The following is a 24,237-nucleotide window of genomic DNA, read 5'->3' as shown; positions in this document are numbered from 1 at the left end:
TTACCATTCTATTTTGAAAGAATTATTCATGAAATCCTACTATTTCAAAGTCTTTGCTTTCATCAATTTCAAAAGAAAAGCAACTTATGTTCAAATGAACACAAGTTGCTCAACCTTAGTATTTATAAAGGATTCAACACTTTTTATAATCTTTTTTCGTTTCTTATCCTTTACAGTTCTAGTTCTTCATCCTGTATTAAAGCATTCAATTCTACATTTTCTAACTTCTTATCATTCAACTGATCGTACTTCTCCCTCTTTCTTTGAAACTTTTCTGCAGTAGGAAAAAGGCTTTTGTCTAGCATCATATGAAATACCGCTTTATAATGTTCTTTTTGTACCGCCGTGATGATCTGTATATCTTGAAAATTCTCAGGAATCTCTTCGACAATCTTATCAATCGTATTTACATCCAAGTGCTCTACAAACCTTAATAATGCATCTGTACAGTCGGGATTCTCTGAACTTTCTATATACTGAAACGGATGAATGTTTTTATCATTTCTATCTGTAAAAAAAGAAACGCCAGTACCCAGGGCATCCTGATAAATATCTCTTTCATTTGCGATCCGTCTTTCTGCCACAGAGGGATTGCGTTTATTAAACAAGCAGTTTCCATTGTCGTAAACAGGCGCCAATTTCCCTGATCCATCTGCATTAATAAAAATTCCCCAGTTTCCATTATTCCGGTCATTATTACGAATGAACGCATCTACGATGAACATATCCCAAAATCGTTCTTTAACCCCAGGAGTTTCTTGGAAAGCCGGGGCTGTGTTAATAACATTCAGCACATCTATTAATGCCTCTCCTTGCTCGCCTGATGAACTGTGCACCAGCTCTACCTCCATGTCTGTCAGAGAGTTTTTTATTTGTCCATATTCTACCAACCTATGCAAAGGATCAAAATCTTTACATGCAACCACTAATTTGTTATCTCTTATCCCTAACATTGTCTCATGAACAGGTATTCCTAATGATTGGTATATCTGAGAACCAATATATTCACTTAATGGACTGGCTGTATAAGATGGAAGATGGACATTATTTTTTTCTCTTCCCTTAAAATCCTTCGTATTCTCTGGGAATTTTATCATCCATCGCTCTCCATTAATCATAATTGCATATTTGGATCCACTTCTTCCCCCATAGTAAGTAGAAAGATCACGCTCATATTTATTTAAATCTTTTATCTCAATCATTCTTTATTTTCCTTCTCATCCAAATATTCATGGATAATTACATATTCATAGGTCATTGACGTAACAGCCTGGTTATTCACTCTAGAAGTTCTTTTAGGGGTTCTTTTTTTGGGAATTTCTCTCTGTAAAACTTGAAAGTTCCTGAAACCATATGTCTCCAACATCTTAATTGTGATTTCCGTTAAATTTATTTTGATTCCATCAACTTTTCGATTTCCTAAGGTCATAACAATATATTTATTCGTTACTCTACAAATCTCTCTTAAAAACGAGAAATACTCCCCAAAAAAATTTAGAACCTTTTCTTTTTTCCTATCTGTAATTTTACTTAAATATGGTTTTAATAAATTAGTTTCCTTTTCAGAAAACTTATATTCTTGAAGACCATGTCCCCCCATACTTTTGATATCAATAATAGAATAGTTCTCCAGTTCCCACCCTTCTAATTCGAGATCTTGTGCATCAATCCAATAAATTGGCAGCATTGAATATTCCCCATATGGTACTGTTGTTTTATTATCTCCATAGGGTGGTGAAGTAATCGTTATATCATATAAGTTGCTATGGGTACTTTTTAGAAGTTCTAAAACATCCATTTTGTACAGCTCATAATCATTCGCATGGCAAGTAAAATACATTTTGTTTTTCGTTACTGCAGATAAGAAATCTTTTATCACTTGATTTTGTAACCGCTCAATGGAAACTTCATCCTTAATATGTAACTTATATGTCGATGTCCTTGAATTGCAATACTTCCTCACAATTCCAGCCATATTATACCAGAAGTATCTCCTATTTTTTACGTTATAGCTTTTCTGAATTGCACTTCTTAAAATCTTTAAATCATCAATTACATCTTGACGAAACCACTTTTCCATTCGTGGAAAACTAAACTTACCGTCTTTACTCCCGTATTGAATTTCTCTCTCTAAATTTTTTATATCTGACTCAATACTATTTTCTTCTATTCCATCCAGCTTTACTCTTGTTATCAAATTCGCTAAAGGGTTAATGTCACATCCAACCACTTTTATCTGATCAGACAACTGAAGACTCTCATATAATGCCGTTCCTGATCCATGAAATGGGTCAAAGATAGTTTGCCCTTTATCTTTATCTATTAACTCTTCTAAAATAGATTTTTGTACTGGTGCTATCATCGGCGCTGGATAAACAATGGTTCCATGGATATCATCTTTTTTTCTATAATCTTTATACGCAATATTGTTTATCATGTTTTGCCTACCCCCTTCATGTTTCTATCTTTAATATATCAAACTTATCAATAAATTTCCAGGATTTATTCATGGATTTTGTTATTATTTATAGCCTCATTTACAATTACTATAAAAAGAGCAGCCTTACTTGCAATATCATCCATATCCTTTTCCGTTAAATATTCAGTCGATTTATGAGCTCCCAGATTAGATGTTATAACTGCATCGTAAAATTTTTCTTTGTCCAATACATTTTTAAGAGTTTTAAATCCAATTCTAGTTTTATTATCAATTTCTGTCATATTTTTAGGACTGCTTAAGCATTCTACAATATCTTTGACTTGTTCAGGTACTTGTTTAAGTCTTATTTTACTGGCTAATTTATCAAATCCTTTTGCATTTTGTATAAAATAATATGAAGACAATTCAAAAAGAACTCTAAGACAGCATGCTTTTATTGAGGTAAATTTTGTAGTCCTGTCTAGTGTATCTAATAAATTTAATTCATAAATAAGATTACTAATGGTTAATCCCATTCCTAATTTGTATTCTTGTGGTGTTGGTAGCGTTAAGAATTCTTCTTTATATTTTTTTGATCCTTCTATTCTTGATTTAGGAGTATAAAATTCAAGGATTAATTCCTGACTCACATACTGAGTTTTTTCATCTTCATAAAAAAAACAAATTTTAACTATTTTCTCTTCTGTAATACTTGGCAATATTCCAGTATCATTTTCTACTCCATTAATACTGATTTTTATAGCATCAATGGCAATACTCTCTCCATAATTATTGCTTGCACTTTTAATATATTTTTTTAGGAATATTTGTTCTCCATTCGCATGGATTCTTTCATATTTGGAGGTTAATTCAATTTTGGCCGGTACTAATCTTGGCTTTTCTTTACCTTTGGGTGGTTGCTTCCCTTTTTGTTCAGGCCTATTCATTTTTCTTCTCTTTCCAAGTATATTGATTTTTTTATCAATCCTGAAGAGAGAATATGTAATCTCATTCCGTTCTCTATCACACAACACCATGTCTCGAAACAAAAAATCTTCTCTAATCAACTTTTTATATTCATAATTTAATTCTTTTAGTTCTTCTTCTGTAATTTCCTTTTTTACTAGATAATCAGATTCTCTTAATTCATTTCTACATTTTATTCCATTTTTTTGAATTGCCTTATTTAATTCTTCTAAATCCTTCTTTATCATATCTGTTAAAGAATTTTGAACAAAATTAGTCCGATCAGAGTTAAATTCCAACTCTTCACTGCCACAAATAATATTTATATCTCCTATTATCTGTGCAAGAATTTCTGCACCTTTATTACTTCGTAAAGTATCTGGATCAAAAAGAGTATAATTATTGAATAAATTATGATTGATATAAATTAATGGGGTCAGTTTATCTTGTTCTTTGTAATATAATCCATGCTCCTCCTTTGGCTTTCTTCCAACAAAGAAAAAACTCATTAGGTCAACAGAGATTTTATATCTATCACTAATTAATTCAAATTCTTGTGACGCATAAAAATTTTCTTCAACATAATAATTAATCTTTTTATCTTCTGAATTATATTTAATACGGAACATTCTCCTTGAAGGAAAATAATCATCTATTGTTTCTACCTGATTATATTCTCTGCTATTTTCATCAATTCTCAATTTGATTTTCATTTTATTATCGTTAAATGATCTTTTGATTTTCTCATATAAATTTTTTGTTACGAGTTCTTCTTTTAGACTATTAATAATTTCATCTTTTAGTAAGATAGTAATCTTAGTTCCTTTTCTTTCTTCTTTTAATTCTGTAAGTATAACTGGATATGTTGCTACATCCTCACATTTCTTTAAATCAGAAAAATCTATTTTAAAAGAGTATCCAGTCTCATTCTTGCTTTTAGTTTCCCATTGAACATGATTACCGAATCGAAAAACAGATAAGAATCCCAAACCTTTTGATCCTTGAATAAATCGATCATTGATTTTTTGTCCATATACTTTCGTGCTTCTGGATATATGGAAGAGTGCATTAATCCCCTCTATGCTCATCCCATCCCCATCATCCTCAAAAATTAATGTTTTGTTTTCACTATTAAAATCAATTAACAAGTTGTCTGCCATTGCATCATAAGCATTTTTAATTAATTCATTGATTGCTACTAGATTAGTAGGTATTTTTTCTGACAATTCACTGAGAATATTACCTGCTACACGGATATTTGCCTCTTCCATAAAATTTCCTTTCTTCCTAAGCCCCCATTAATAAATCCAACATTATTAAAATTTTATCATATTTTGTCAGATAATACCACTTTACTTTTTAATACTCAAGAAATCTTCTTTTAAAATAAATTTCAAATGTAAAAGATAATTCATATAATGATTCTACAAAAAAAACAACTTATGTTCCGATGAAACATAAGTTGAATAAAAAGATATATTTATATGGTTTTTAGAGTTCTAATTCTCCCTCCTCCAAAACGTGCCCATTCTGTTCTAAGGTGATTTGCGTTAAATTCATTGCCTCTTTTAAACTTCTGCATTTTGTCCTTTCCGGACTGCTCCAGGTACGTTCCAATTCTTTCTGAAGGAAGGTTTGAAAAGGCTTGATTTCCTCGGTCTTATCAAAAATCGCCAATGCCATATAGTAAGCTTCCTTGTCATCTTCATAGATGATCGTTGGAGGGCAGTCATGTATCATCAAATAATAGTTCATGATCGTTCTGCCAACTCTTCCATTCCCATCCGCAAAAGGATGGATACTCTCAAAATTCAAGTGCAGGTATGCTGCCGCTGTCAATGGATCAATTCCATCTTCCTGAATTTCTTCACAAATGAAATGAATTTCCTCTTCCACATCTTCTGCCGGAACACCGATATTATCTCCTACTACATAGTCATGCTGTTTAAACTTTCCTGGACGTTCTCCCCTATGATAACGCCGTTCATCATAACATCCTCTCATAAGAATATTATGAATTTCTTTGATAAGATCTACCGTCAATGGCTGCTTTTTTACAATTTTCTCTTTCAAGAATTCATAGCACGTCTTTTGATTTTCTATTTCAAAAATCGTTCTGACATCTCCAGTATAGTTAATAACTTTTCCATTCTCAAAGATTTCCCTTGTATTATGATAAGTGATATTTTCATTCTCTATTTTCCCACTATGATAAGCAAATAGAATTTTAAAATTATCTAATTGACAGTCCAGTTCTTCTACAGATCGAATTGATTTCCATCCCTGTATAATTGTTTGATATGTCTTTTTCATTTTATCAGCTCCTACAGCCATTATATCATAAAATAAACATAATCATTCTTATTTAAATAACATAATAGCTTCATCTAAAATATTATTGCATCAATTTAACTCTATGCTCTAAACTTCTATTCATATGAACAGAAGTCCCTCAAACCACGTATTTATCAGCTTTTTCAAGGTTATAAGCATTCTTTTATTCTTCTTTTGCCATGCCCATATCCTTTGTTTTCACTTTCGTGGAATCAAATTTTTGACTCCACAAAAGCTATTATCTACACAACTCATCTAAAGAAATCTCCAAAGCTTCCGCAATCTTTTTTATTGTAGAGACCCGTCCATCATCTCTTTTCTCTAAATCTTCAATCGTCCTGACTGGAATACCAGATAATTTTGACAATGCTGGCCTTGACAACTTTCTTTCTTCTCTTATCTCTCTAAGCTTCAACTGAAAACAACTCCTTTTCCAGAGCTTCTACATCTTCGACAATTTCACATTCCCGAATAGTATCGGGACAAATATCTATACAATCTTCCGGATCAAGCTTGCCTGATAAATCCCAAGCTAATGTATCGTTCATGATCGTACAACGCTCCATAAAAAAACTTTTGTCCTGCAGCTTTTTGAAAATCCCGCCTTTTTGAATCAACGGAGCAGCATCATAGAGTCGAACCGTATTATCATCCATGTAAACATAGACCTTATAATTCCATATTGGAATAACTTGTTCTATTCCTGGTAAATATTCCATAGATTCTTCCTCCTATATTTTATATTGTACCACGCAAATACGTGGTCGTCAATTTATTCTCAACCTATCGAGTTTCAAAAATCGACGTTTTTTATACAATGATGTTTTTTTCAATAACCCCCACCTATGAGCTTTAAGCTTTTGCTCATGAATGCTATTCTTCTGTCTTTTAGCAAGCTTCCTATTCGTAATACGAATAGCTTGTTGGGGTGCCCCCCAATCCCCTTTTTAATTTTGGGAAGTTTCCCAATCCCTCTTTTTTAGGGCAAAAAATAAAACTCCCAAAAGGGAATTTCATTTATCAATCTATATGTCCCAACGCTGCATAAACACTGGAGTTGGACAACTTATATTCCACTGAGGTATAAGTTGTCCCATGGTTCTAAATCAGTATCTTCCGGCTCCTATATTGATTGCACTACATCATTGTATTCTCATCCTTGCTATGGTATCATTTTTCTATGGAGTAATCGTGTACAGGGTGGTGGCCTCCCAGCTTACAAAAGAGGGGAGGTGGTGCGGATGAATACATATGAAGTTCTTAGCCTTTTATTTTTAGGCGGTACTTTTCTCATTGCACTGCTTGCCTATATAGATAGGAATAACAAGCGTAAATAAAAACTACCCTGTGACTTTGGCGAGTCAGGGTAGTTTTTAAACCTTAACGAGGCTAACCACTTTGTGGGCGATTACTCCTACTTCTATTTTCATTATAGCACTTTTTTTTTGAAAGTAAAGGAAGATTTTGTTGATCCCAGCTCTGATAAGTAAAATGTATTGTTCTTGATTTTCCTAGTTAAAGTCCAGAAACTGTATGCTGAATTCGTCTTAAATTCCTGCGCAATCAACTTTGGTTCATATGAACAGAAGTCAGGAAACCCTTGATTTTATGCGTATTTGCAGACATTTTAGCTTTCTTTTTTGTCTTGTATCACAATCTTCCCAATACAAAGTATCCCCTACCCTTCCCTTTCTACACCTCTCTTTTTCACTATTTTCTTTTATAATTATCACCTTCAGATAAGATTTCAGCATAAAAAAAAGAACTTCCGTAACTTCGGTTCATATGAACCGAAGTTATGGAAGCTGCATTTTCTAAAATCTTTAATCAATAAAAAGTCTTTCTATTGGTATATGATTGATCTTCAACTTTGTATGTGAGAAACGATTTTCTTTAAATTTATCATTCGTCATCGTTACCTTTGCGGTCAGTCTATGTTCGTCTAGCTTTACGGTAGCATCCAAACTGGCAGCATCTTTTTGAATTGATACATTTTCATCCTCTGAGGAAACATCAGTCAGTTGATATCGAATGACCGGTTCCTCAGTAATGATATAATGATCTCCGGGCACAATCTGATCAATGATTGTTGATAATGTAATATATCCACTTTTATCTGGCGTTGCTTTTTCTATTTCATCTTTTGTAAATGTAATAGAGGCGTGATAGCTTCTCCATTGATCTTTCCAGTCCTTCCCTCTGATGTTGAACAAAAATGTTGGATCTCCATGGCTCAGATTAATGGAATCCTTTTTGATTCTTTTTTCTAAACCGAGTTTCACATCAAATGGTTTTACTGAAACATCTTTTTTCGCCTGGCCTCCGCCAGAAGGAATTTCCGTATCCTCTTTTACTTTATTTGTAGACGGAACACTAACTTGATTCTTTAAAACTTCACCTCTTGGATCTGCCAGTTTTACCTTTGCCTGATATGTCACTGTCATCTGATCAGTAAAATCCAGCTGGTATCCTTCCTTGCTGACGCAGGGAATTACATCTTTTTTGACTGCATATGGTGTTTGGATATGGAACATTTTATCATAGAATTGGATGTTACATTTCTTTGTGATGTCGGTATCTCCTGCCAATATTTTTATAGTTTCTTTTTGTAGTTCAAGTCCATCAGCATCCATCTCATCTGAAAGTTCCACCGCTCTCATAAATGTCCCAGGATTTTTATTCTGAATCCGTATTGTATAGGTCAGCGTCTCTCCAATTTCAGGTCTTTCATTTGATACTTGCTTTTGAACCCCTAACTTTGGACTGTTGATATAAGTTTCTTTGCTGGCTTTTGTCTCAGGAACAAAAAAACCTTTCTCTGAGACCTCATTTAAGACCATCTTTCCGTTAAGTTCTTTTTGTGGAGTTGCGGTATATGTAATAGTAATCGTATGATTGGCTGGCTGCGTATAAGTTCCCAATGCTGTTAGAACCCACTTTCTTTGATTTTTAGACATTGTATAATTAGAGCCGCTGATCCCCGATACCTGCAAGGATTCCAAATCTAATTCCATTCCTTCCGGCAAAGTATCCTGCAGAACTATATTTGACATCTCTGCGTCAGTAGAAATATTTTTTGCTGTCACTGTATAATGAATCTTTTCCCCCACCTGCTGTTCAAATAAGGTGGTTGTTTTCTTTAACTCCACTTTGGGTACATGGATCCTCGTTGTTACTTGGGCCGTATTAGCATCCACTGTTTTCTCAGGAGCCGTAATCACTGATTTCCCAGTATCATAAAAACGTAAATAAGATCCCCCAGATTCTTGAACATAGTGTCCATGGTTTCTTACCGTTGCTTCTGCAATCCCTGTATTTAGTTTCACTGTGATTCTTAAAATATAATTCTTACTATAAAAATCTTCTGTCTTTACATTTTTTGCTGTTGCAGTCACCTTATTGTTACTTTGGGCAATCGTAAAATCACTTGTAACGTCCTGGCCTGAATACCCTTCGATGACTTTAATAGCCTGAATACTGAGGCAGGAATCAACTTGGTCTTCCAGTCGGAAACTTTGATAGAAGTTATGGCTGACTTTCTCAAGCGGTATGGCCTGATTGATATTGTAGGTCCATGTTTCATTTCGTGACTTAACGTTATTCAAACTTACATTTGTTTCGTCTGTATCGGTGATTGTCTTTTGCGGAGTCGCCGTTGGCAGGGTTGTATGGACACTTTTGTCTCCCCAGCTGAATCCTTCATATACAGATTTTTCATCTACGACTCCAAATATTTTCTGGATAGAACTTCCTGAAAATGTATAGCTAAACATGTGCTTATTTCCTGCGGCAGTCCCTGGTGAGGAATTTATGTTCTTTGTTTCATAGAATGTTTTGTAACCTCCTGACTCTTCACAGGCTAAATCACATCCATTTTTCCCAATCCAGATTTTATTAACCTTGGAAGATTCTACGCCCAAAAATTGATGAGCATCAATATCTTCTTCTGATACTACCCCTTTTACATTAACCAAGGTATTCGTTCCTGCTTTCAAGAACTCATATTTTAGCTTGATCTGGTTTAATCCCCGGATCAGCCAGCCCATATTACAGGTACTGCCCCGGCTGGAGTTTTCAAGTCCAGTTGTATTTGGCGCATCTGCCTGAAAACATGGATTCCATCCAGATCGTATTTCCTTTTGCTTTACCCAGCCGGTCACCGTAAGCCGAACATCCAGTTTTACTGCGCTTGCTCCATATCCATAAATTCCTATGTTTTTATAACGCAGCACAATCCCATTTGCTGCATGGTTACTTATTAAAAAGGCTTTTGTTTTTTTGCTTGTATTCGTATAATCGTTTTTCCCATCCTTTTTTTGAAGAACCGGCACATTGGATTGTGTCCCTTTCTCAATCACTGGTGCTGAGGAAAGTTTGTTCTTTATACTTAGTGAATATTCCACTCCGGCTCCGGAAGCAGAACTGGCCCGGCCGTTGTCATAATCATATTTATTTAGGCCTGAAATTTCTTTCGTGGTTGGCATGTTATCTTCTGTGACATATCCACTGATTGCTGCCACTGATATCCCCATCTGACTTAACATCACCAAACACAAAATCATGATGATTTTCCTTTTTTTCATTTCTCCCTCCGTAATAATTTCAAAATTCCAATGCTGCATAGGCTGATGAAAAGGATCTGCCATAGCCAGAATGCTTTATCTCCAGTCTGAACAATCTTATTTACAGATACTTGATGTTTTTTAGCAGCTGTACCTTTGGAGTTTCCATCCAACTTTGCGCCGAATCCCCAAGTTACATGAGATGTCTGATCTGCCACCTGATTTTTTGCTTTAGAATCCATCTGCAGAGTAAAAATAAGATTTGCCGTTTCTCCTTTTTGATACTTTCCAAGAGAAATCGGCTCCTTTAAATCTGCATCTAAGTTTCCCTCATAGATGCTTTTTGTTTCATGTTCTTTCACTAAATCAATCTTTAATTCAATAAATTTTAAGATCTCGTCTTCCGAATGTTTTGTATAAAAATACAGCTCTGCCGGTTGACTATTTTTATTTTCGATAACAGCGGTACCGGAGCAAAAATCACCGGGAATCATCTCATCAAAGCCCTGAAAAAAATCACTGCTTGTTGTAACCAGTCCTCTTGCTGTTTGATCGTATATAATCTTTGGTTCAGCTGCAGTCACCTGAATACGTCCGACTAAAAGGAAGATGATAAATAACCATAGTCTCTTTTTCAATTTATTTTCTCCTTCACATTTGCCTCAATCTCTGCATTTCCCCATGGGTCCTTTGATGTGAAATCTGGAGTAAAATGCTTGCTTTGAATTGCCTCTGCTTGAACTTCCAGCTCTACGCCTTGTCTTACATACTCATTTGCCCACTGGTCTGGGATCAGAAAAGATTGAAAAAGTGTTGTTGTTTCATTCTCTTTTAAGATGGATTGGTAATAATAAACATCTTTGATCTTTTTCCATTGATTTGTTTTAAGCCCCTGAATGTATTTTGGCGGACAAACCCGCCTTGTGCCATCTTTATCTGTGAAATAGATTTTGGCTCGAATATAGCAGTTGATCCCTTGATTTTGAATTTCCGGAATGACTGATATCTCCTCTCCTGGGAGAACATCATTCTGCTCTTTTCTTTGTATATGTAAGGATATTTTTACTTTTCCTGTTTTGATGTGATTTTGTATCTACATTTGATCCGTAAAGGATGCTGCGGATCCAGAGATAAACAACAATCCAAATATGCTCAAAAAAAGCAGCCTTTTTCTTACCCTCATTTATCTTCCCCTTTCTGCAGATAATCTCTCCAGGCTTCCTTATAATCTGCATATGTCGTTTGAATGGATTCTGCATATACAATCAAATCAAAATCTTTATAGGCTGACTGTGGAGCATCCGCAGAAATAACAACGGACTTAAGCAGATCTGGTGTTACCGTTCCTGCAGGCAGAGGATCTGTAAAATAATAATAGCCTCCAAGTTCCTGCCCCTGTTCCTCTGGAATATAGCTCCATGCACCTTCTGGTTTACTAAGAGTTACATACGGACTCATAAAATTATTAGAATACCTGATGCTTGCTCTAACAAAAACTTTTGCCGTTCCATTGTTCTTGATCTGGACTTTTTTTTGAAACGTTGTCTCTTCTCCATATTTGATATGATCCGGAAGCTTAAAATCCTCCACAATCTCTATCTCATTAGATCCAACTGTGATCTCATTCTTCTTTTCTGACAACGAAAGAAAAACAGCTGAGGTACCGGCCACGAGTAGAATAGATGCCAATACTAGAAGAGCCGCCCAATACTTTTTTCTTTTCATACACAGCCCCCCTATTCTTGATTTTTGACGCTTGGAAAAGCTTCCTCATTTTGTTGATTCATATACGTTTGATATGCAGATATAGCCTTTTTCCTTGTTGTATTTCCTGTTCCTGTATTGACTGTTTGGATGGCCAGAGCCTGTACTGGAATGATGAGTGACTTTTTGTCTATTTGATTTTCATAAAAATCTATCGCAGTTACTTCTGTAAATAAGGGTACTGTTACATCATCATGTTTCAACTCTTTGTAATAGGCATATACATGCATCTGATACTCTTTTCCATCATCTAACTGAACTTGTTCCTTGGCGTCTTCAAGTTCTGTCCATTTTCCATTTTGTTGATAGGTAAATATCTCTTGTGGTATAGCTTCCACAGGGGATGTTTTTGATCTGACCTTTTCGATTGGAATAAAAACCCGTAGATATACATACTCATCGTTCCTCCCTATGTTTTTTACACAGGGATCTTTTTGGATTGTTTGGATTGGTACGATATTTCGGGCCTGTTCTTGATCCCAATGCGGCTCTTGTAAGCTGCATCGGACTTCTCCAATTGTAAAAGTATTCTGCTTCTGATCCTGATCCGTCAGATAGGCTAAAGTTCCGGCCGTTCCTGCTAAAAGGCATAAGATCATAATGCCGATACCAAGTTTCTTCTTTTTACTTACTTTCATCTTTCTTTTCCCTCCTTGGAATGAACTGAATTAAGATGATTCCTATCCATATCAGGATGCCTCTTTGCGTCTTTAACGTTTCTATGAAGTAACCTAAATAAGGAACAGAACAAAGGTAACGCCCTTTGATGTTCTCCGGATAAACCTTAAAAAAGTCCGAATCTTGATTTTTATCTCCTTTTGTTATAACTGATTCTTTCTCTTTTTCTTCTATCCTATGAGTTACCGTTACTGTTCCCGCGGAATACGTGATGATATCATTCTTTTTTAACTCTTGAAATGACACATTTTCCTTTACAAATGCCAAGGAGCCAGTGGGAATCACCGGCTCCATGGATCCTGAATAAACAACATATGGATGAATATGAAATAACATTGGCAAAAATAGAATGCAACCAAGGCAAACGATACAAAGGTTTAAAATGGAGACTGCTTTCGATATTCTTTCCATTGCATCCTCTACATCTCCATTCCTGGATCTTCCTGCTGTGCTTGCTCTAATCCGTTTGATTGATACATTTTTTCCTGTAAGGCTACTTCCAGCTTGTCAAAATCGTATTCCCGCTCCTCAAAATTATGAAACTGATTAGGTTTCTGCTTATTGGATTTTTCGTTTCCTTGAGTTTGTTGTTTGAGCGGATATAATGCTTTCCACCCATTCATAATTGTTTGGTTAATAATATCCGCTTGGTGGCTTACATCACGATCCATAAATGCAAGATGATCTATCGTTGGCTGAATTTGAGATTTTAACATGGGGAATCCAATTTCTTCTCGATACTTAATATAATTCTTAATTGCTTTGTCCAACCCTGGGTCTTCATGATAACTCAACTCTTCTGGCTCTTTTAAAGGTTCCTCGACTCCTTGTTCTTCTGATACCTCTGTTACCATATCTTGTACTTTTTCTATTGTTTGATTATCTAAAACTTTATCTTGAATTTCTGGTTTTTCTAGGTCTTCGCTTACTTGCTGCTCAACCTCCTCCATGGATTCTGGCTCTCTTTGTGCTTCTGCTTCAAGAATTCTTTCTTTTATGACCTCCTGTGCCCTCTCATTCAAAACTTCCGTTATCTTAGGACTCATTGTATTTTCCATCTCTTTGGATGGAAAGTGAACATACAGGTTGGTAGCTCTCAAGAAAGACTCTAAAATTCCTTTCAACTGCTCTTTTATTTTATCAAACACTTTTTGGGTAGTCAGCGTGAGGCGCAGATCCTTCATTTGCTCCGCTGTCATGGCAGGATGATTAAATTGCTTTGTATCTAATCCTAATTTCATTCCAAGCCGAATCTGTTTCATCTGTTCCGCATCGTAGCTTTGACTTGTGTACTCTTTCGTATCAAGCCCCTGTTCCATGCCGGTCCGTATCTGAAGCATCTGCGCCGCATTTAAATCTGGATTTAAGTATTGATCAACGTTTACTTCATTCTCCATACCAACGCGGATTTGCGCCATCTGTTCCGCACTAAATTTTTTATTTGCATATTTTGAAACATTAAGGTTTGACTCCATGCCTAAACGGATTTCCCGCATTTGTTCCGCTTTCAAATCTACATTATTGTAAATTTGAGTATCTAATCTTTTTCTAAGCCCAAGCTTAATCTCTAATAATTGTCGATTATCAAATTGCTTTTTTTCCTTATTGTTCTCTGCCATTCTGGTTCCTCCTTATAATTCCATTTCATCTTCCATAGTCTCTTGATCTAATTCCTGGTCAAACGATTGCATCGGATCCAACTGTTGTTCTTTGGACCATGGGCGCTCTCGTTCTGGTTCTTCCAGTTTCGTAAACCCCCGATCATCTACCCGATATGCACTGTCTGCTAACACATCTTCTCTCTCAACAACACTTGTCTGATTGATCTCTCTCACCATTCCTGCCAATTCATGAATATCACCCATATCCTCAGCCACTTTTGCTGGCAATACAATCACTTCGTGAATGGATGATGGAAGGACATAGAAATCATCTCCCAGACGTTCCCTTATCTGCTCTGTCATTTTGGGATAAAATAAAACAGCTGCACCATTTACCTGGCTTTTATTTGTTAGTACATACATAAAATCTGGTACCGGACAAAATGGAATTGCCTCTGCCATTGACATAAACTTGGCCGGAAATAATTTAGGTGTATTTTCCATGGCGATTTTATGTAACTCTCCTTGTGTAATTTTAAAGCTTTTTAACATCTGATAATCAATGCTTCCACTTATAATACTTTTCTTCGTTCTTGCCACTAAGAAATGATATGTAATTGCTAAATCTTCTTCTAACTGGTGAGGAATGGTTTTTAATAAATCTAGATTTTGTTCTACTCCAATCATCCGAAAAAAAATTTTTTCCGGATGAAAGTGCACCAAATCATTTGACAATTCAAATTCTTTGTGTTCCATTTACTTTTTCTTCCCTTTCTTTTGTAATCTTTGCAAACCTCTCGGCATATGCTTGAAGCCGCTTCTTTTGTTTGTCTTTCATACCTTCCTGTTTTTCTTGTTTCATTTGGATCTCCTTTCAACAAAAAAAGCATTCTGGCTTTTATACCAAAATGCTTTTTACTTACTCCATCTCTAATTCTTCTTCAATTTCCTTCATCGTCTGGTTCAGCTTCATTTCCTCTACCGGAATCTTATTCATGACAAAGTCTCTTGTCAGTTCATAAAAAATCTCCTGCTCTTCTTTAAAAAATGCAACCATTGGTTCAAATCTTTCTTCCGTCTGTCCGATATTCAAAACCTTGTAATATTGAGCCTTTTTGGAATCTTCAATAACAATCGGAACCATCTGGTTTTTCAGGCATTCCTTAAACAGAATCATTCTCCCAGTCCTTCCATTACCGTCCTGAAAAGGATGGATTCTTTCATATTCCGCATGAAGTCTTGCAATATCCGTCAATGACTTTTTTGGGATTCCATGATATCTTGATAAGAGGTGCTCCATCTCTTCTGATACCTTATCCGGCGGGGCCGTCACAATATCTGAAACCATATTTCGGCGGTTCTTGTATTCTCCAATCGGATACCCATTTGCAATATCTTCAAACACGCCTGCCTTTAATTTATAGTGATAGGCCTTGATCATTTCCTGGGATAACTCCTCATCAAAACACGACAGCATATAATTGAACATTGCAAAATGCCCTGTCATCTCTTCCACATCTTTCGTCCGGAACTCCACATTTTCTCCAAGTAAGGTTCCCGTCTCAAAAATGCTTGCGGTCTGCTTTTCTGTCAGCGTGCTCCCTTCGATTTTATTAGAATTGTATGCCATCATCCTCTGAGAAATACCATAGATACCAGACCGATCCGATTTCTCTTTCTCAATCAGCAATCGTTTTCTAAGTAGTTCCACATAAGATTGATTCACTTCATCACCTCCATATGTCATCATCATATCACGGATCATCATTTCCATTCAACTCCTTTCCCTTTTTCATCTTCTGACTATGTGTCATTGTTTTAAGGTTCCAACTCCATATCGTTTTCCTGTTGTAACATGGAATCATTTGACAATGATAAAATTTGTGTTTCTAGCCCTGGCCCCATTGCTTGAAGTTTACTTGGACTTAAGATTGGTCCTGTAAGCACTTCATTCATTACAAATGCATCTTTCACCTTTGCTCTATGACACACACAGGCATTTCCACACACATGGGACTCCCCCCTTACACTAGTCCATCCGGTTACTCTGGCATTGTCTTCAATCCATGAGGATCCCGAGATGATTGCATGTCCAGATACCTTTGCGTTTCCTGAAATCCTCGCTTCCCCCTTTACGATCGCTTTCCCTTTTACTTTTGAATCCTCTTCAACCCATGCATTTCTCAAAATACAAGCAGAATCATAAACCCATGCAGAGTGAAACTGCGATAAGTTATTTTCACTGGCAATAAATCCACCAAGCTGTCCGGCTTTTACATCTGCAAAATCTCTAAGGGCCTGGATCCGATAGACTATTTCTCCTTGTACCTTTTTTGTTTCTTCGGTTAACTTATATTTATATTGCATTGTCTCCCTCCTTAAATCTCCATATCAAAATCTTCTATCATGCTAGAGGTATTTTCTAAATCTGGGTCTTTGCAAAACCCTTTCGCTTCATCCAATGCTGAAATCAGTCCTTTTACCAACTTTTTTATATCCTGTGAATCGTTTTTCGCTGTATCAGAGGAAACTCTGGCATTAAATTCTTCCGGTGATAAATCATACTCTGCCGCTTCATCTACAACCTCTTCTGGGAAGATCTTTCCTGACTGATAGCAGTATCCACACTGTTTGATTGCTCTGAACGTTTCCTCTGTAATTTTTCCGGAAACCAACAGATCAGTGTCCACCATAAATTCCAAAAGATCTTCCTGGTTAAATTCTTCCGGCAGTTTCCCCTGAAACATCCGCTGCATTGTTCCATCTGATCCCATCCTATACCTTCGCGGTTGGCGTGCATTCGTTTGCTTCAAGCCGCTTTCCGCTGCTATTTCTATGTTATTCGAAAACTCACGCTCCTTTTTTATGTACTCTTCATAATTTTCTATGAGATATTCACTGATTTTCTCCGCACTTTGACATGCCCGGAATAATTCATTCGGATCCTCCTGTAGAACTTTAATCCATGACCTCAAATAGTTGGAATGATCCCGGATTCCCTCGTCTTCTACCTCAAGCCCAAGATCCGCCTCCAAAAATGCAGAAGAGATCTCTGCATTTAATTCTTCTCTCGCATATTTCTCCGTACCAAACAGATTCATCAATGGCCGGTTCAAACGGTCCGGATGTCCCGTGCTATGTGCCATCTCATGGAGTGCAACCGACAAAAAGGCTGCCGGTGATTTAAAATATGCTCTTGGCGGCAGGACAATCTGGTCTTCCTCTGGAGAATAAAAAGCCATTTCTTGAGCCGCTTCTACAATGCTGCATTTAGAAGATTGAAAGATCTCATCTGTCAATTTTAAAATTTCATCTTCTTTCAAGACCTCCTGTTTTGCAAGTGGTTCTACCCCATCGACTTGCTCTGCATTAAACACACGGAAATAATTGCAAATAGGATGATCCAACCGCTCTGTTTTTTTTACTTCCCTTCCATGTTCATCTTTTTCCTTGACTTCTTTGGTAAAAATCCATTTCTCTAAAAGAGTACTTTTTTCTCCTTTCCGTACCTGGTATCCCTGATTTTTAGCTTGGATGAAGGTCATCCATCGTGGATCCTGATAACCGGCATTGATCGCAGCCATGGCCAATCGTATTCTGTTCCCTCCAAGATAGTGAAAACCACTGACTGGATTATACGGCTGCAAAGCCTTACGATCCCATTCCTCTGGTGAAAAGAGATACCCTTTTTTCATGTTTTCAATAATTTTCTCTACCAGTTCCCTCCGGGACTGTTTGACTAATTCAATCGCACTGGCCATCCTTTTCCCCCTTTCTCAAATCTATAAAATCATTGATGTTTTGTAGCTCTTCTCCATGCAACTCCTCACCTGGTATCTCCATTGGATCCTCTTCTGCTCCTAACAGAACTTTTAAAGTTTCTAATTGCATACTCCTTATCCCCTTTCAATGGCATGGACAATGGTACGGTAATCGTCATGTTCATAACTGCAGGTGACAAACGTATAGATTTGTCCTGCTTTTCTTAACTCTTTTCGACTCATGTTTCCTTGAATTTCACTCCTTTCCATGATTTCTTTCAAAAACAGTGACTTCTCTGTATCACTTTCAAACTCCACCGGCAGTGTCGTATCTGCCTTTCTCGCATATGCTGCAAAGACCTTGAGCGATATCTTTTTTGCCGGCATCCAAAGAGTTATCCTATGTGTGTCTGCGAATGTTTGTTTCCGGAATTTCAGCAGATCGGCAAACATGGATCCATTTTTCATGTGATGTCCATAGATAATGCTATTAGCAGAACCAAAGTCCTTCCTTGCCTTTGCATCCAGAAAAATGGCTCCGGAAGGATTTTTACTGCCTAAGAACGTCTCATGGAGATACTTCTCATTGTTCTTTCCCTTGATTATTGGATAATCAATCTGGGTGTCCTTGACCTGGATCCACCCAACCGTATCCGGATTTTTCGTAAGAAGCGTTTGAAAATCAATGCCTTGGCCTCTTTTGTTCTTCTTTTTTGACTTTTTCACCTGCTTTGCAATCTCCTGGTATTCCTGATCTGCTTTTTTATATTCCCTCTCTGTTTTAAGCAGAAGGATACTGCAGCACATAATCACAGCAATCAGTAGAAACATTGCAAGATTGATCAGTTTATTCCTCATTTGGCCTCCTTTAAATGATTTAGATATCTACTAGATATAGTTTTTTTCAATAACCCTTTTTATTTCATAACCCATGGTTTAAACTGGGTGACATTTTATACAATCAAGGGGCACGTGCCCTTCTGCCGACACTCTTGGTCTTCCTGACTTTGATCAAAATAAAAAACCATGGGAGTTGTTTTCCATGGTCCTGTTTCGTCTGTTTTATTGATGTTTGCGGCTCTTTTAAGGCACTTTGATCTTCTTTGCCTAAACTTCTTCGATGATACAAATAAAACAGATAATATGGGCGGTAAAAGGGATTTAGTGTTGTTTTTATTTCCTTCAGCATGACAAGATAAATCATCTGGCCACGGTGATATTTTTTCATAGAATGCAGAATCTTTCTCTTCTCTAAGCAGTGTAAGATCGTATTCAGACGTTTACTGCTTAAGCTTAGTTCTTCCGCCATTCTAAAAAAATCAAAATATGCCATTGCTTCCCGATCTGCATGAAACGTAAGATACAAGGCTGCCAGCTTTTCTCTTGAGGAAAGATTCTGGCAATGAAAAATATCCGTCATCATTTGTGCCTTATATCCAGGATTTTTTGTATAAACTTCTTCTCGATCCATCCAGGATAAAAAGTCTGGGTCTTCTAAAATGATTTCTTTAAGATAGCCATTTGATGCTTTGTATTGCTTCTCCGGGATCGTAAAATAATAGCGGTTCGTAAGCTGCTCTCCAAACAGGAAACGTTCTTTCATAACCAGATAGCCTCTTCCCTCCAGCTCCTTTAGCTGCCGCTGGATCGTTCTTTTAGAAAGGCTGCAGGCATCCGCAATCGTTTGTACCGCTGGGTAACAACATCCAGATGCCGTTGAGCGATGACATAAAAAAACTGCAACGATTTTCGCTGCAGGAGTTAAATCCGAATCTAAAAATATGTTCTGTATGCTTTGATATTTCATAAGTTCCTTTCCGGCCATTTTATTTCTAAACTTTTTCTAAACAACATTGACATTGTGAAGAAAAAGTCTTAAAATAAAAGAACCTATAGAGGTAGATATTTTTGGGACAATATTTACTTTAAAAGAGACTTATCGCAAGTAAGTCTCTTTTTCTTTTTGTCTATTGAACTCCGGGAGTCTCCGTTGTGGATGGTTCCCCAGTCTCTTGATTTTCCCAATCCGAAGTATCATGCGGCGCTTCCGTCATTTCTTCGGTTGTCTTTTCGGTTGTTTCTTCGGTCGTTTTGGTAACGTTCTTGGTTGTCGTTTCTGTCTGTGTACTTGTCGTGGTTGACGGATCTGACTCTTTCCCATGAAAGATAAGAGCCATGGTTACCACGATCACCATAACAATTCCAAAAAAGAGGGTCTGCATTATTTTTTCTCTTCTCATATTTCCTCCTACTATTTTGATATGATCCAGAAAGGTCCGCCGGCAGATGCCGTTCCCTTTGCCTCGCTTGCAATCAGATCTAAACTCCAGGTTTCTTTTGTCCTCTGCCTGGATCCGCAGTCAGCAACTAAAATTTTTCCATCTTTAATGCCACGCAGTACAATAAAATGGCCGCCGTCGGTAAAATGAGTCGGCCCCATAATAGCAACCACTAATTTTTTCCCACTTTTCAAGGCTTTTACGACTTTTACTTTGTCTTTTCCTACTCCTTTGCATTTCAGCTTATAGTGTTTGGCCAATGCCGGGATTACTTCATGTTTGCTTCCGGCTCCGGATACATAATATCCGTTTTTCGCTGCCCAGGTACACGTTTGCCGGGGAGTAACTTTCTTTCCGGATAATGTAGAAATGCAGATGGCCGCCGATGTAGGCCCACAGCCACTTTTCTTAATTGTGGAAGAACCATAAGGCAAAGAGGCCCATGCCGCATCTCCCTGGTTGTAATATGTAACTTTCAGTCCTGCGTTTCCAGAAAGCAACATGATTTCTGCCGCCCCGTCTCCGGTAGCAATGGAATAATACTTCATAACCTTTTCTGCATGATTAGGGGTTCCCTTTGCTCCTGCCGGCATCATCGTGGCACTATATTTCTGGCTTAATGCCAGGGTATACCGCCCTCCATGGGCTTTAATCCACTTAATCCACCTCGTCATTCCGTAGTTATAGCCTTGGATAGCTACTTTGATGTGGTCCAGGTCGTAGGGGCTTTCAACCTCTGCGGCTTTTAGGGCATCTCTTAATTCCTGGACACCCGCATTGATACTGCATTCAGAGTGGCCAGTTGGAATCCCATTCGGCCCTTGATGGTGGCCTCCGCTTTTATTTTTTGTCTTTAAACAGTACAACCCATAAGCTCCCTCTGCGGCCTGCATAGGGTCCGGCTCTGATCCTCCGGATTCTGCCATCATTAATGCTAGGGCTAAGTCTGTATATTCCCCAATCTTATATTTTGAACAATAGTTAGAAACCATTGGCCGATAGGCTTCTACCTGTTCAGAGAGGGGTTCTGCAGCGGTTCCGGATGAGGTACTCAAAGAGGAGACGCCCGCACACAGCAGAAGGAGAAAGAACAGTGGGGCACCAATGGTCACACCAAGTTTTTTCCCAGCATTTTCTCCTTTGTCTCCTGGAATTGAAAATATACTTTTTGGAGTCATTTATCTTCCTCCCGCAGATCCAAAGTACTGCCACTTGTACTCTGGTATTTCAAAGTTAACATGCAGCCTCTTGGATCCGATGACAAACAGGGCATGTGCTCTCTGTTTCGATTCGAGTAATTCCTGTTCCGCTTCCGTTAAGTTGTACAAATCGGTGGTTTCTTTCAGATTTCTTCCGTCGGATCCAAATAAAATCTTGTAGCAAGGAGTATCCAGCAATGCCTGACCATACATTTTCACTCTTGGATCTAGGAAGTCTACAACACTATGGCTTATAATAATCATTCCTGCCTCATATTTACGATCACGTTTTGCGACATTTCTTAGGAATACTAAAGATTGAGGGACTTCCGGATCGATCATTAGATATCCTTCATCACATATGAGCTGCACTTTTTCATTTCGATTTGCAGACATGATATTCCATGCCCAGGTTTGTAGTAAGAAATACTGTGCCCGTTTTGTATTTTCGGAACTGGATTGAAGCGAAAAGGTATCCAGTACTACACATTGGTTGTCTGCTTTTAAGGTCGTTGGCCCATTCCACAGCATAGAGTCCGCACCCTGACTGGCATCTTTTAACAGCTTAGCCAGCATTGCATATCCATTCGTATCAGCCTCTTTCCTTGTTTTTTCAAGTTCCGACTCTTTTTCCTTCAATTTACCATATAAATGCTCCATATATGGAAAATCGGTCGGTTTCAATTTTTTCACATCCGTATCCCATGTGATGCCGAAATCATTGTAGAGTTCGATGATAGCGTCCTTTAAATCTGCCTTTAAAAAATCATCAAGACTAGGTAAATAGAGTGAGAAGAATGTTTCCAGATGTTTGATATATAAGGCCATGTCTCCGAGGCCATGTCCATCATCTCGATCATAGTAATTATAAAGAGCATTTTCTTCTGTCTCCGCATCATCATTTTTGGGAACCGGCATGATATGCAGAGGATTTACCCTGGCATTTGGCGATCCACCGGCATTCAGCCAAGTCCCATTAAGTTCCTGACAAAGCTCCTTATATTCTGTCTCTGGATCAATAAAGATCAACTTTGTTCCCAGCATATACAATCCCAAGGCGATATGCTTTGTGGCTGCACTCTTTCCAAGGCCGGGCTGCCCCATGATAACCATATTGGTATTCGTGCGGTCATTCTCTCGTTTCCAAAAATCCAGGATCACCAAGCCGCCGTTGGCATCCTTGGCTACATAAAATCCTGAATTATCGTTATATCCTGAAGAGGAAAATGGAAATCCACCTATAAAAGAGCGCAGCGGCATTACCCGGTTACTCACTTTGCTTATTTCCGGAACCTCCATGTGAAATGGACTGATATGTTTTAAGCCGTCCTGTTGAAAAAAGGAAAGATTCCGGATCTTACAATGGGCCATACCACAGGTACCCCTCATTTTTTGTTCTACCTTTTTTAAGGATTCCCTGTCTTCCCCCATCGGAACAATCGTGACACTTATTTCCCCAACATTTTCACCATTCTGATCGATCTGCTTCATTAAGAGTTCCCCGTCTTTCGCAGATTTTTCTGCCCTCTGCTTTTTTAATCTGTCTTTGGCCATCTCCGCTTCCTGAGCGTAAGTATTAATGTTGTAGTTTAGGGATTGAATAATCTCTCCGTCATTGTTGGGCGTATAAGTAATTCCAACCATGGTAGATGGAATATTTGTGATTTTGCTCAACCACCCATAATCAGGTCCGGATGGATATTTAATAATTCCATAGGATCTTCCTAGATTCTCTCCAAGAATAAAGGAATTTTCTTTAAATTCCAGTCCAACCGGGGCTATGACATTTAATAAGGCATTATTAATCTCTTTTTGCTGCTTCTTAGCCATTCATCTGTACCTCCTTCTCTTTTAAGATAGGTATGGTCGGTTTTATATCTTCATCTTCCATAGTGATCACCGCCGGATTATTTACTAAATTACATAATCGAATAATGTCCGCTTGTTTTAATATTTCTGTTTTGATTCCCGTATGTTCAAAATGTCTGGCAAAGTCAGAAATATGCTTTTTTAGTTCCCTTTCACTATCTTCTGTGTATTTCTCATAAATATAGAAATAAAACTGCCGCTCTACAACTTCATTTGAAAAACTAAAGCGAGAGATCTCTTCAATCTCATATCTAAGTAAATCTTTTTGTATTGGATTGTCTGTATCCTTCCGAAGCTCGGTATATTGGTCTAACAGCAGTGTAATATCTACGGGCCGGCTGACTGCTAAAAAATGAAACGGATCTTTCTCCGTTGATAATTCACTGGTTATTTGTTTAATCAGGGTCTTTTGCTCCCGAAAGGACAACAACGCAATCGAGATTGGCAAAATTTTAATATAAGCTGCAATATATCCATCTCTTGTATATAAAAAACAGTCTTCGATTTCCGCTGTATTTGTAAAGTCCTGGGCTGTTTGCTGCTTCTTATCTAGTTTTTCTTTTTTTCTGGCCAAGTTCCCGCCTCCTTTGTTCTACATATGCATTTACTTTCTGCTGAAGCTCCACTGAAATATATCCACAATCAATCCAAAGCGGTGATATATCGACATATTCCTTTTCCCCTACCCGAATCACCTCAAACCCCATTTCTTTCATCACTTGCACTGGTATTGTAATCTTTGCCATAATCTTCTCCTCTTTGGTTCTGGCCAACCATAATAAAACGAAAGAAGGGCTGTAAAACG

Annotated in this window: 26 protein-coding genes; 1 reads left to right on the top strand and 25 read right to left on the bottom strand. The window is 37.5% G+C overall.

Annotated elements, in window-relative coordinates; all coding sequences use genetic code 11:
- Positions 1-170 precede the first annotated feature (170 nt).
- From P8F77_RS06310 to P8F77_RS06285, 6 genes are all read right to left on the bottom strand, one after another.
- Entirely contained in the window at positions 171-1,202 is a 1,032-nt protein-coding gene (locus P8F77_RS06310) for a HipA domain-containing protein (RefSeq protein WP_129701567.1), read from the bottom strand.
- Positions 1,199-2,437: a DNA adenine methylase gene (locus tag P8F77_RS06305; protein WP_129701565.1), complete on the bottom strand. Its 1,239-nt coding sequence runs from the start codon at positions 2,435-2,437 to the stop codon at positions 1,199-1,201. The genes P8F77_RS06310 and P8F77_RS06305 overlap by 4 nt, the downstream gene beginning before the upstream one ends.
- A 65-nt stretch (positions 2,438-2,502) precedes the next feature.
- Positions 2,503-4,656, bottom strand: a complete 2,154-nt coding sequence (locus P8F77_RS06300; RefSeq protein ID WP_129701563.1) for an ATP-binding protein — start codon at positions 4,654-4,656, stop codon at positions 2,503-2,505.
- A gap of 220 nt (positions 4,657-4,876) precedes the next feature.
- Positions 4,877-5,698, bottom strand: a complete 822-nt coding sequence (locus P8F77_RS06295; RefSeq protein WP_129701561.1) for a Fic family protein — start codon at positions 5,696-5,698, stop codon at positions 4,877-4,879.
- Between the two features lie 259 nt (positions 5,699-5,957).
- Positions 5,958-6,134, bottom strand: a complete 177-nt coding sequence (locus P8F77_RS06290; RefSeq protein WP_129701559.1) for a helix-turn-helix transcriptional regulator — start codon at positions 6,132-6,134, stop codon at positions 5,958-5,960.
- Positions 6,124-6,438 carry a DUF2442 domain-containing protein gene (locus P8F77_RS06285; protein ID WP_129701557.1) on the bottom strand — a complete coding sequence of 105 codons (315 nt, stop codon included), beginning with the start codon at positions 6,436-6,438 and terminating at the stop codon, positions 6,124-6,126. Before P8F77_RS06285 ends, P8F77_RS06290 begins: the two co-directional genes overlap by 11 nt.
- A gap of 522 nt (positions 6,439-6,960) precedes the next feature.
- On the opposite strand from P8F77_RS06285, the gene P8F77_RS06280 reads away from it, so the two are divergent.
- Entirely contained in the window at positions 6,961-7,056 is a 96-nt protein-coding gene (locus P8F77_RS06280) for a putative holin-like toxin (RefSeq protein ID WP_233441568.1), read from the top strand.
- Between the two features lie 486 nt (positions 7,057-7,542).
- Here P8F77_RS06280 and P8F77_RS06275 read toward each other — a convergent pair whose 3' ends face one another.
- The 19 genes from P8F77_RS06275 to P8F77_RS06185 form a co-directional block, all read right to left on the bottom strand.
- Positions 7,543-10,302 (bottom strand): isopeptide-forming domain-containing fimbrial protein, encoded by a 2,760-nt coding sequence (locus P8F77_RS06275; protein WP_347256412.1) that lies wholly within the window; start codon positions 10,300-10,302, stop codon positions 7,543-7,545.
- Complete coding sequence (locus P8F77_RS06270; RefSeq protein ID WP_129701553.1) at positions 10,299-10,919, bottom strand: hypothetical protein; 621 nt, start codon at positions 10,917-10,919, stop codon at positions 10,299-10,301. The genes P8F77_RS06275 and P8F77_RS06270 overlap by 4 nt, the downstream gene beginning before the upstream one ends.
- A gap of 541 nt (positions 10,920-11,460) precedes the next feature.
- Positions 11,461-12,006: a hypothetical protein gene (locus tag P8F77_RS06265; protein WP_129701551.1), complete on the bottom strand. Its 546-nt coding sequence runs from the start codon at positions 12,004-12,006 to the stop codon at positions 11,461-11,463.
- Between the two features lie 11 nt (positions 12,007-12,017).
- Positions 12,018-12,683 (bottom strand): SipW-dependent-type signal peptide-containing protein, encoded by a 666-nt coding sequence (locus tag P8F77_RS06260; RefSeq protein ID WP_129701549.1) that lies wholly within the window; start codon positions 12,681-12,683, stop codon positions 12,018-12,020.
- On the bottom strand, positions 12,670-13,134 hold the full coding sequence (locus P8F77_RS06255; protein ID WP_129701547.1) for a signal peptidase I: 465 nt from the start codon (positions 13,132-13,134) through the stop codon (positions 12,670-12,672). The genes P8F77_RS06260 and P8F77_RS06255 overlap by 14 nt, the downstream gene beginning before the upstream one ends.
- An 8-nt stretch (positions 13,135-13,142) precedes the next feature.
- Complete coding sequence (locus P8F77_RS06250) at positions 13,143-14,342, bottom strand: hypothetical protein (RefSeq protein ID WP_129701545.1); 1,200 nt, start codon at positions 14,340-14,342, stop codon at positions 13,143-13,145.
- A 12-nt stretch (positions 14,343-14,354) separates the two neighbouring features.
- Complete coding sequence (locus P8F77_RS06245) at positions 14,355-15,080, bottom strand: DUF5688 family protein (protein WP_129701543.1); 726 nt, start codon at positions 15,078-15,080, stop codon at positions 14,355-14,357.
- Positions 15,061-15,186, bottom strand: a complete 126-nt coding sequence (locus P8F77_RS06240) for a hypothetical protein (protein ID WP_267898139.1) — start codon at positions 15,184-15,186, stop codon at positions 15,061-15,063. Before P8F77_RS06240 ends, P8F77_RS06245 begins: the two co-directional genes overlap by 20 nt.
- A 57-nt stretch (positions 15,187-15,243) precedes the next feature.
- Positions 15,244-16,092: a Fic family protein gene (locus tag P8F77_RS06235; protein WP_233441567.1), complete on the bottom strand. Its 849-nt coding sequence runs from the start codon at positions 16,090-16,092 to the stop codon at positions 15,244-15,246.
- Between the two features lie 50 nt (positions 16,093-16,142).
- Complete coding sequence (locus tag P8F77_RS06230; RefSeq protein ID WP_129701541.1) at positions 16,143-16,691, bottom strand: hypothetical protein; 549 nt, start codon at positions 16,689-16,691, stop codon at positions 16,143-16,145.
- A gap of 11 nt (positions 16,692-16,702) precedes the next feature.
- On the bottom strand, positions 16,703-18,085 hold the full coding sequence (locus P8F77_RS06225) for a zincin-like metallopeptidase domain-containing protein (RefSeq protein WP_129701539.1): 1,383 nt from the start codon (positions 18,083-18,085) through the stop codon (positions 16,703-16,705).
- The gene (locus tag P8F77_RS06220; protein ID WP_165353853.1) at positions 18,069-18,215 is read right to left on the bottom strand and encodes a hypothetical protein; all 147 of its coding nucleotides are present in this window, start codon (positions 18,213-18,215) and stop codon (positions 18,069-18,071) included. The genes P8F77_RS06225 and P8F77_RS06220 overlap by 17 nt, the downstream gene beginning before the upstream one ends.
- 5 nt (positions 18,216-18,220) lie before the next feature.
- Positions 18,221-18,943 (bottom strand): class B sortase, encoded by a 723-nt coding sequence (gene srtB / locus P8F77_RS06215; protein WP_129701537.1) that lies wholly within the window; start codon positions 18,941-18,943, stop codon positions 18,221-18,223.
- A gap of 103 nt (positions 18,944-19,046) precedes the next feature.
- Positions 19,047-19,892 carry a helix-turn-helix domain-containing protein gene (locus P8F77_RS06210; RefSeq protein ID WP_165353852.1) on the bottom strand — a complete coding sequence of 282 codons (846 nt, stop codon included), beginning with the start codon at positions 19,890-19,892 and terminating at the stop codon, positions 19,047-19,049.
- A 160-nt stretch (positions 19,893-20,052) separates the two neighbouring features.
- The gene (locus P8F77_RS06205) at positions 20,053-20,325 is read right to left on the bottom strand and encodes a hypothetical protein (RefSeq protein ID WP_129701533.1); all 273 of its coding nucleotides are present in this window, start codon (positions 20,323-20,325) and stop codon (positions 20,053-20,055) included.
- Between the two features lie 11 nt (positions 20,326-20,336).
- Positions 20,337-21,542 carry a lysozyme family protein gene (locus tag P8F77_RS06200; RefSeq protein WP_129701531.1) on the bottom strand — a complete coding sequence of 402 codons (1,206 nt, stop codon included), beginning with the start codon at positions 21,540-21,542 and terminating at the stop codon, positions 20,337-20,339.
- The gene (locus P8F77_RS06195) at positions 21,543-23,393 is read right to left on the bottom strand and encodes an ATP-binding protein (protein WP_129701529.1); all 1,851 of its coding nucleotides are present in this window, start codon (positions 23,391-23,393) and stop codon (positions 21,543-21,545) included.
- Positions 23,386-24,006: a hypothetical protein gene (locus P8F77_RS06190; RefSeq protein WP_129701527.1), complete on the bottom strand. Its 621-nt coding sequence runs from the start codon at positions 24,004-24,006 to the stop codon at positions 23,386-23,388. The genes P8F77_RS06195 and P8F77_RS06190 overlap by 8 nt, the downstream gene beginning before the upstream one ends.
- Positions 23,978-24,178 (bottom strand): hypothetical protein, encoded by a 201-nt coding sequence (locus tag P8F77_RS06185; protein WP_129701525.1) that lies wholly within the window; start codon positions 24,176-24,178, stop codon positions 23,978-23,980. Before P8F77_RS06185 ends, P8F77_RS06190 begins: the two co-directional genes overlap by 29 nt.
- Between the last annotated feature and the right edge of the window lie 59 nt (positions 24,179-24,237).

Source organism: Anaerostipes sp. PC18, assembly GCF_039789045.1.
In the GTDB taxonomy this organism is placed as follows: domain Bacteria; phylum Bacillota; class Clostridia; order Lachnospirales; family Lachnospiraceae; genus Anaerostipes; species Anaerostipes hominis.
Note: the sequence above shows the minus strand (reverse complement) of the source record. Positions and strands in the feature narration are given on the sequence as shown.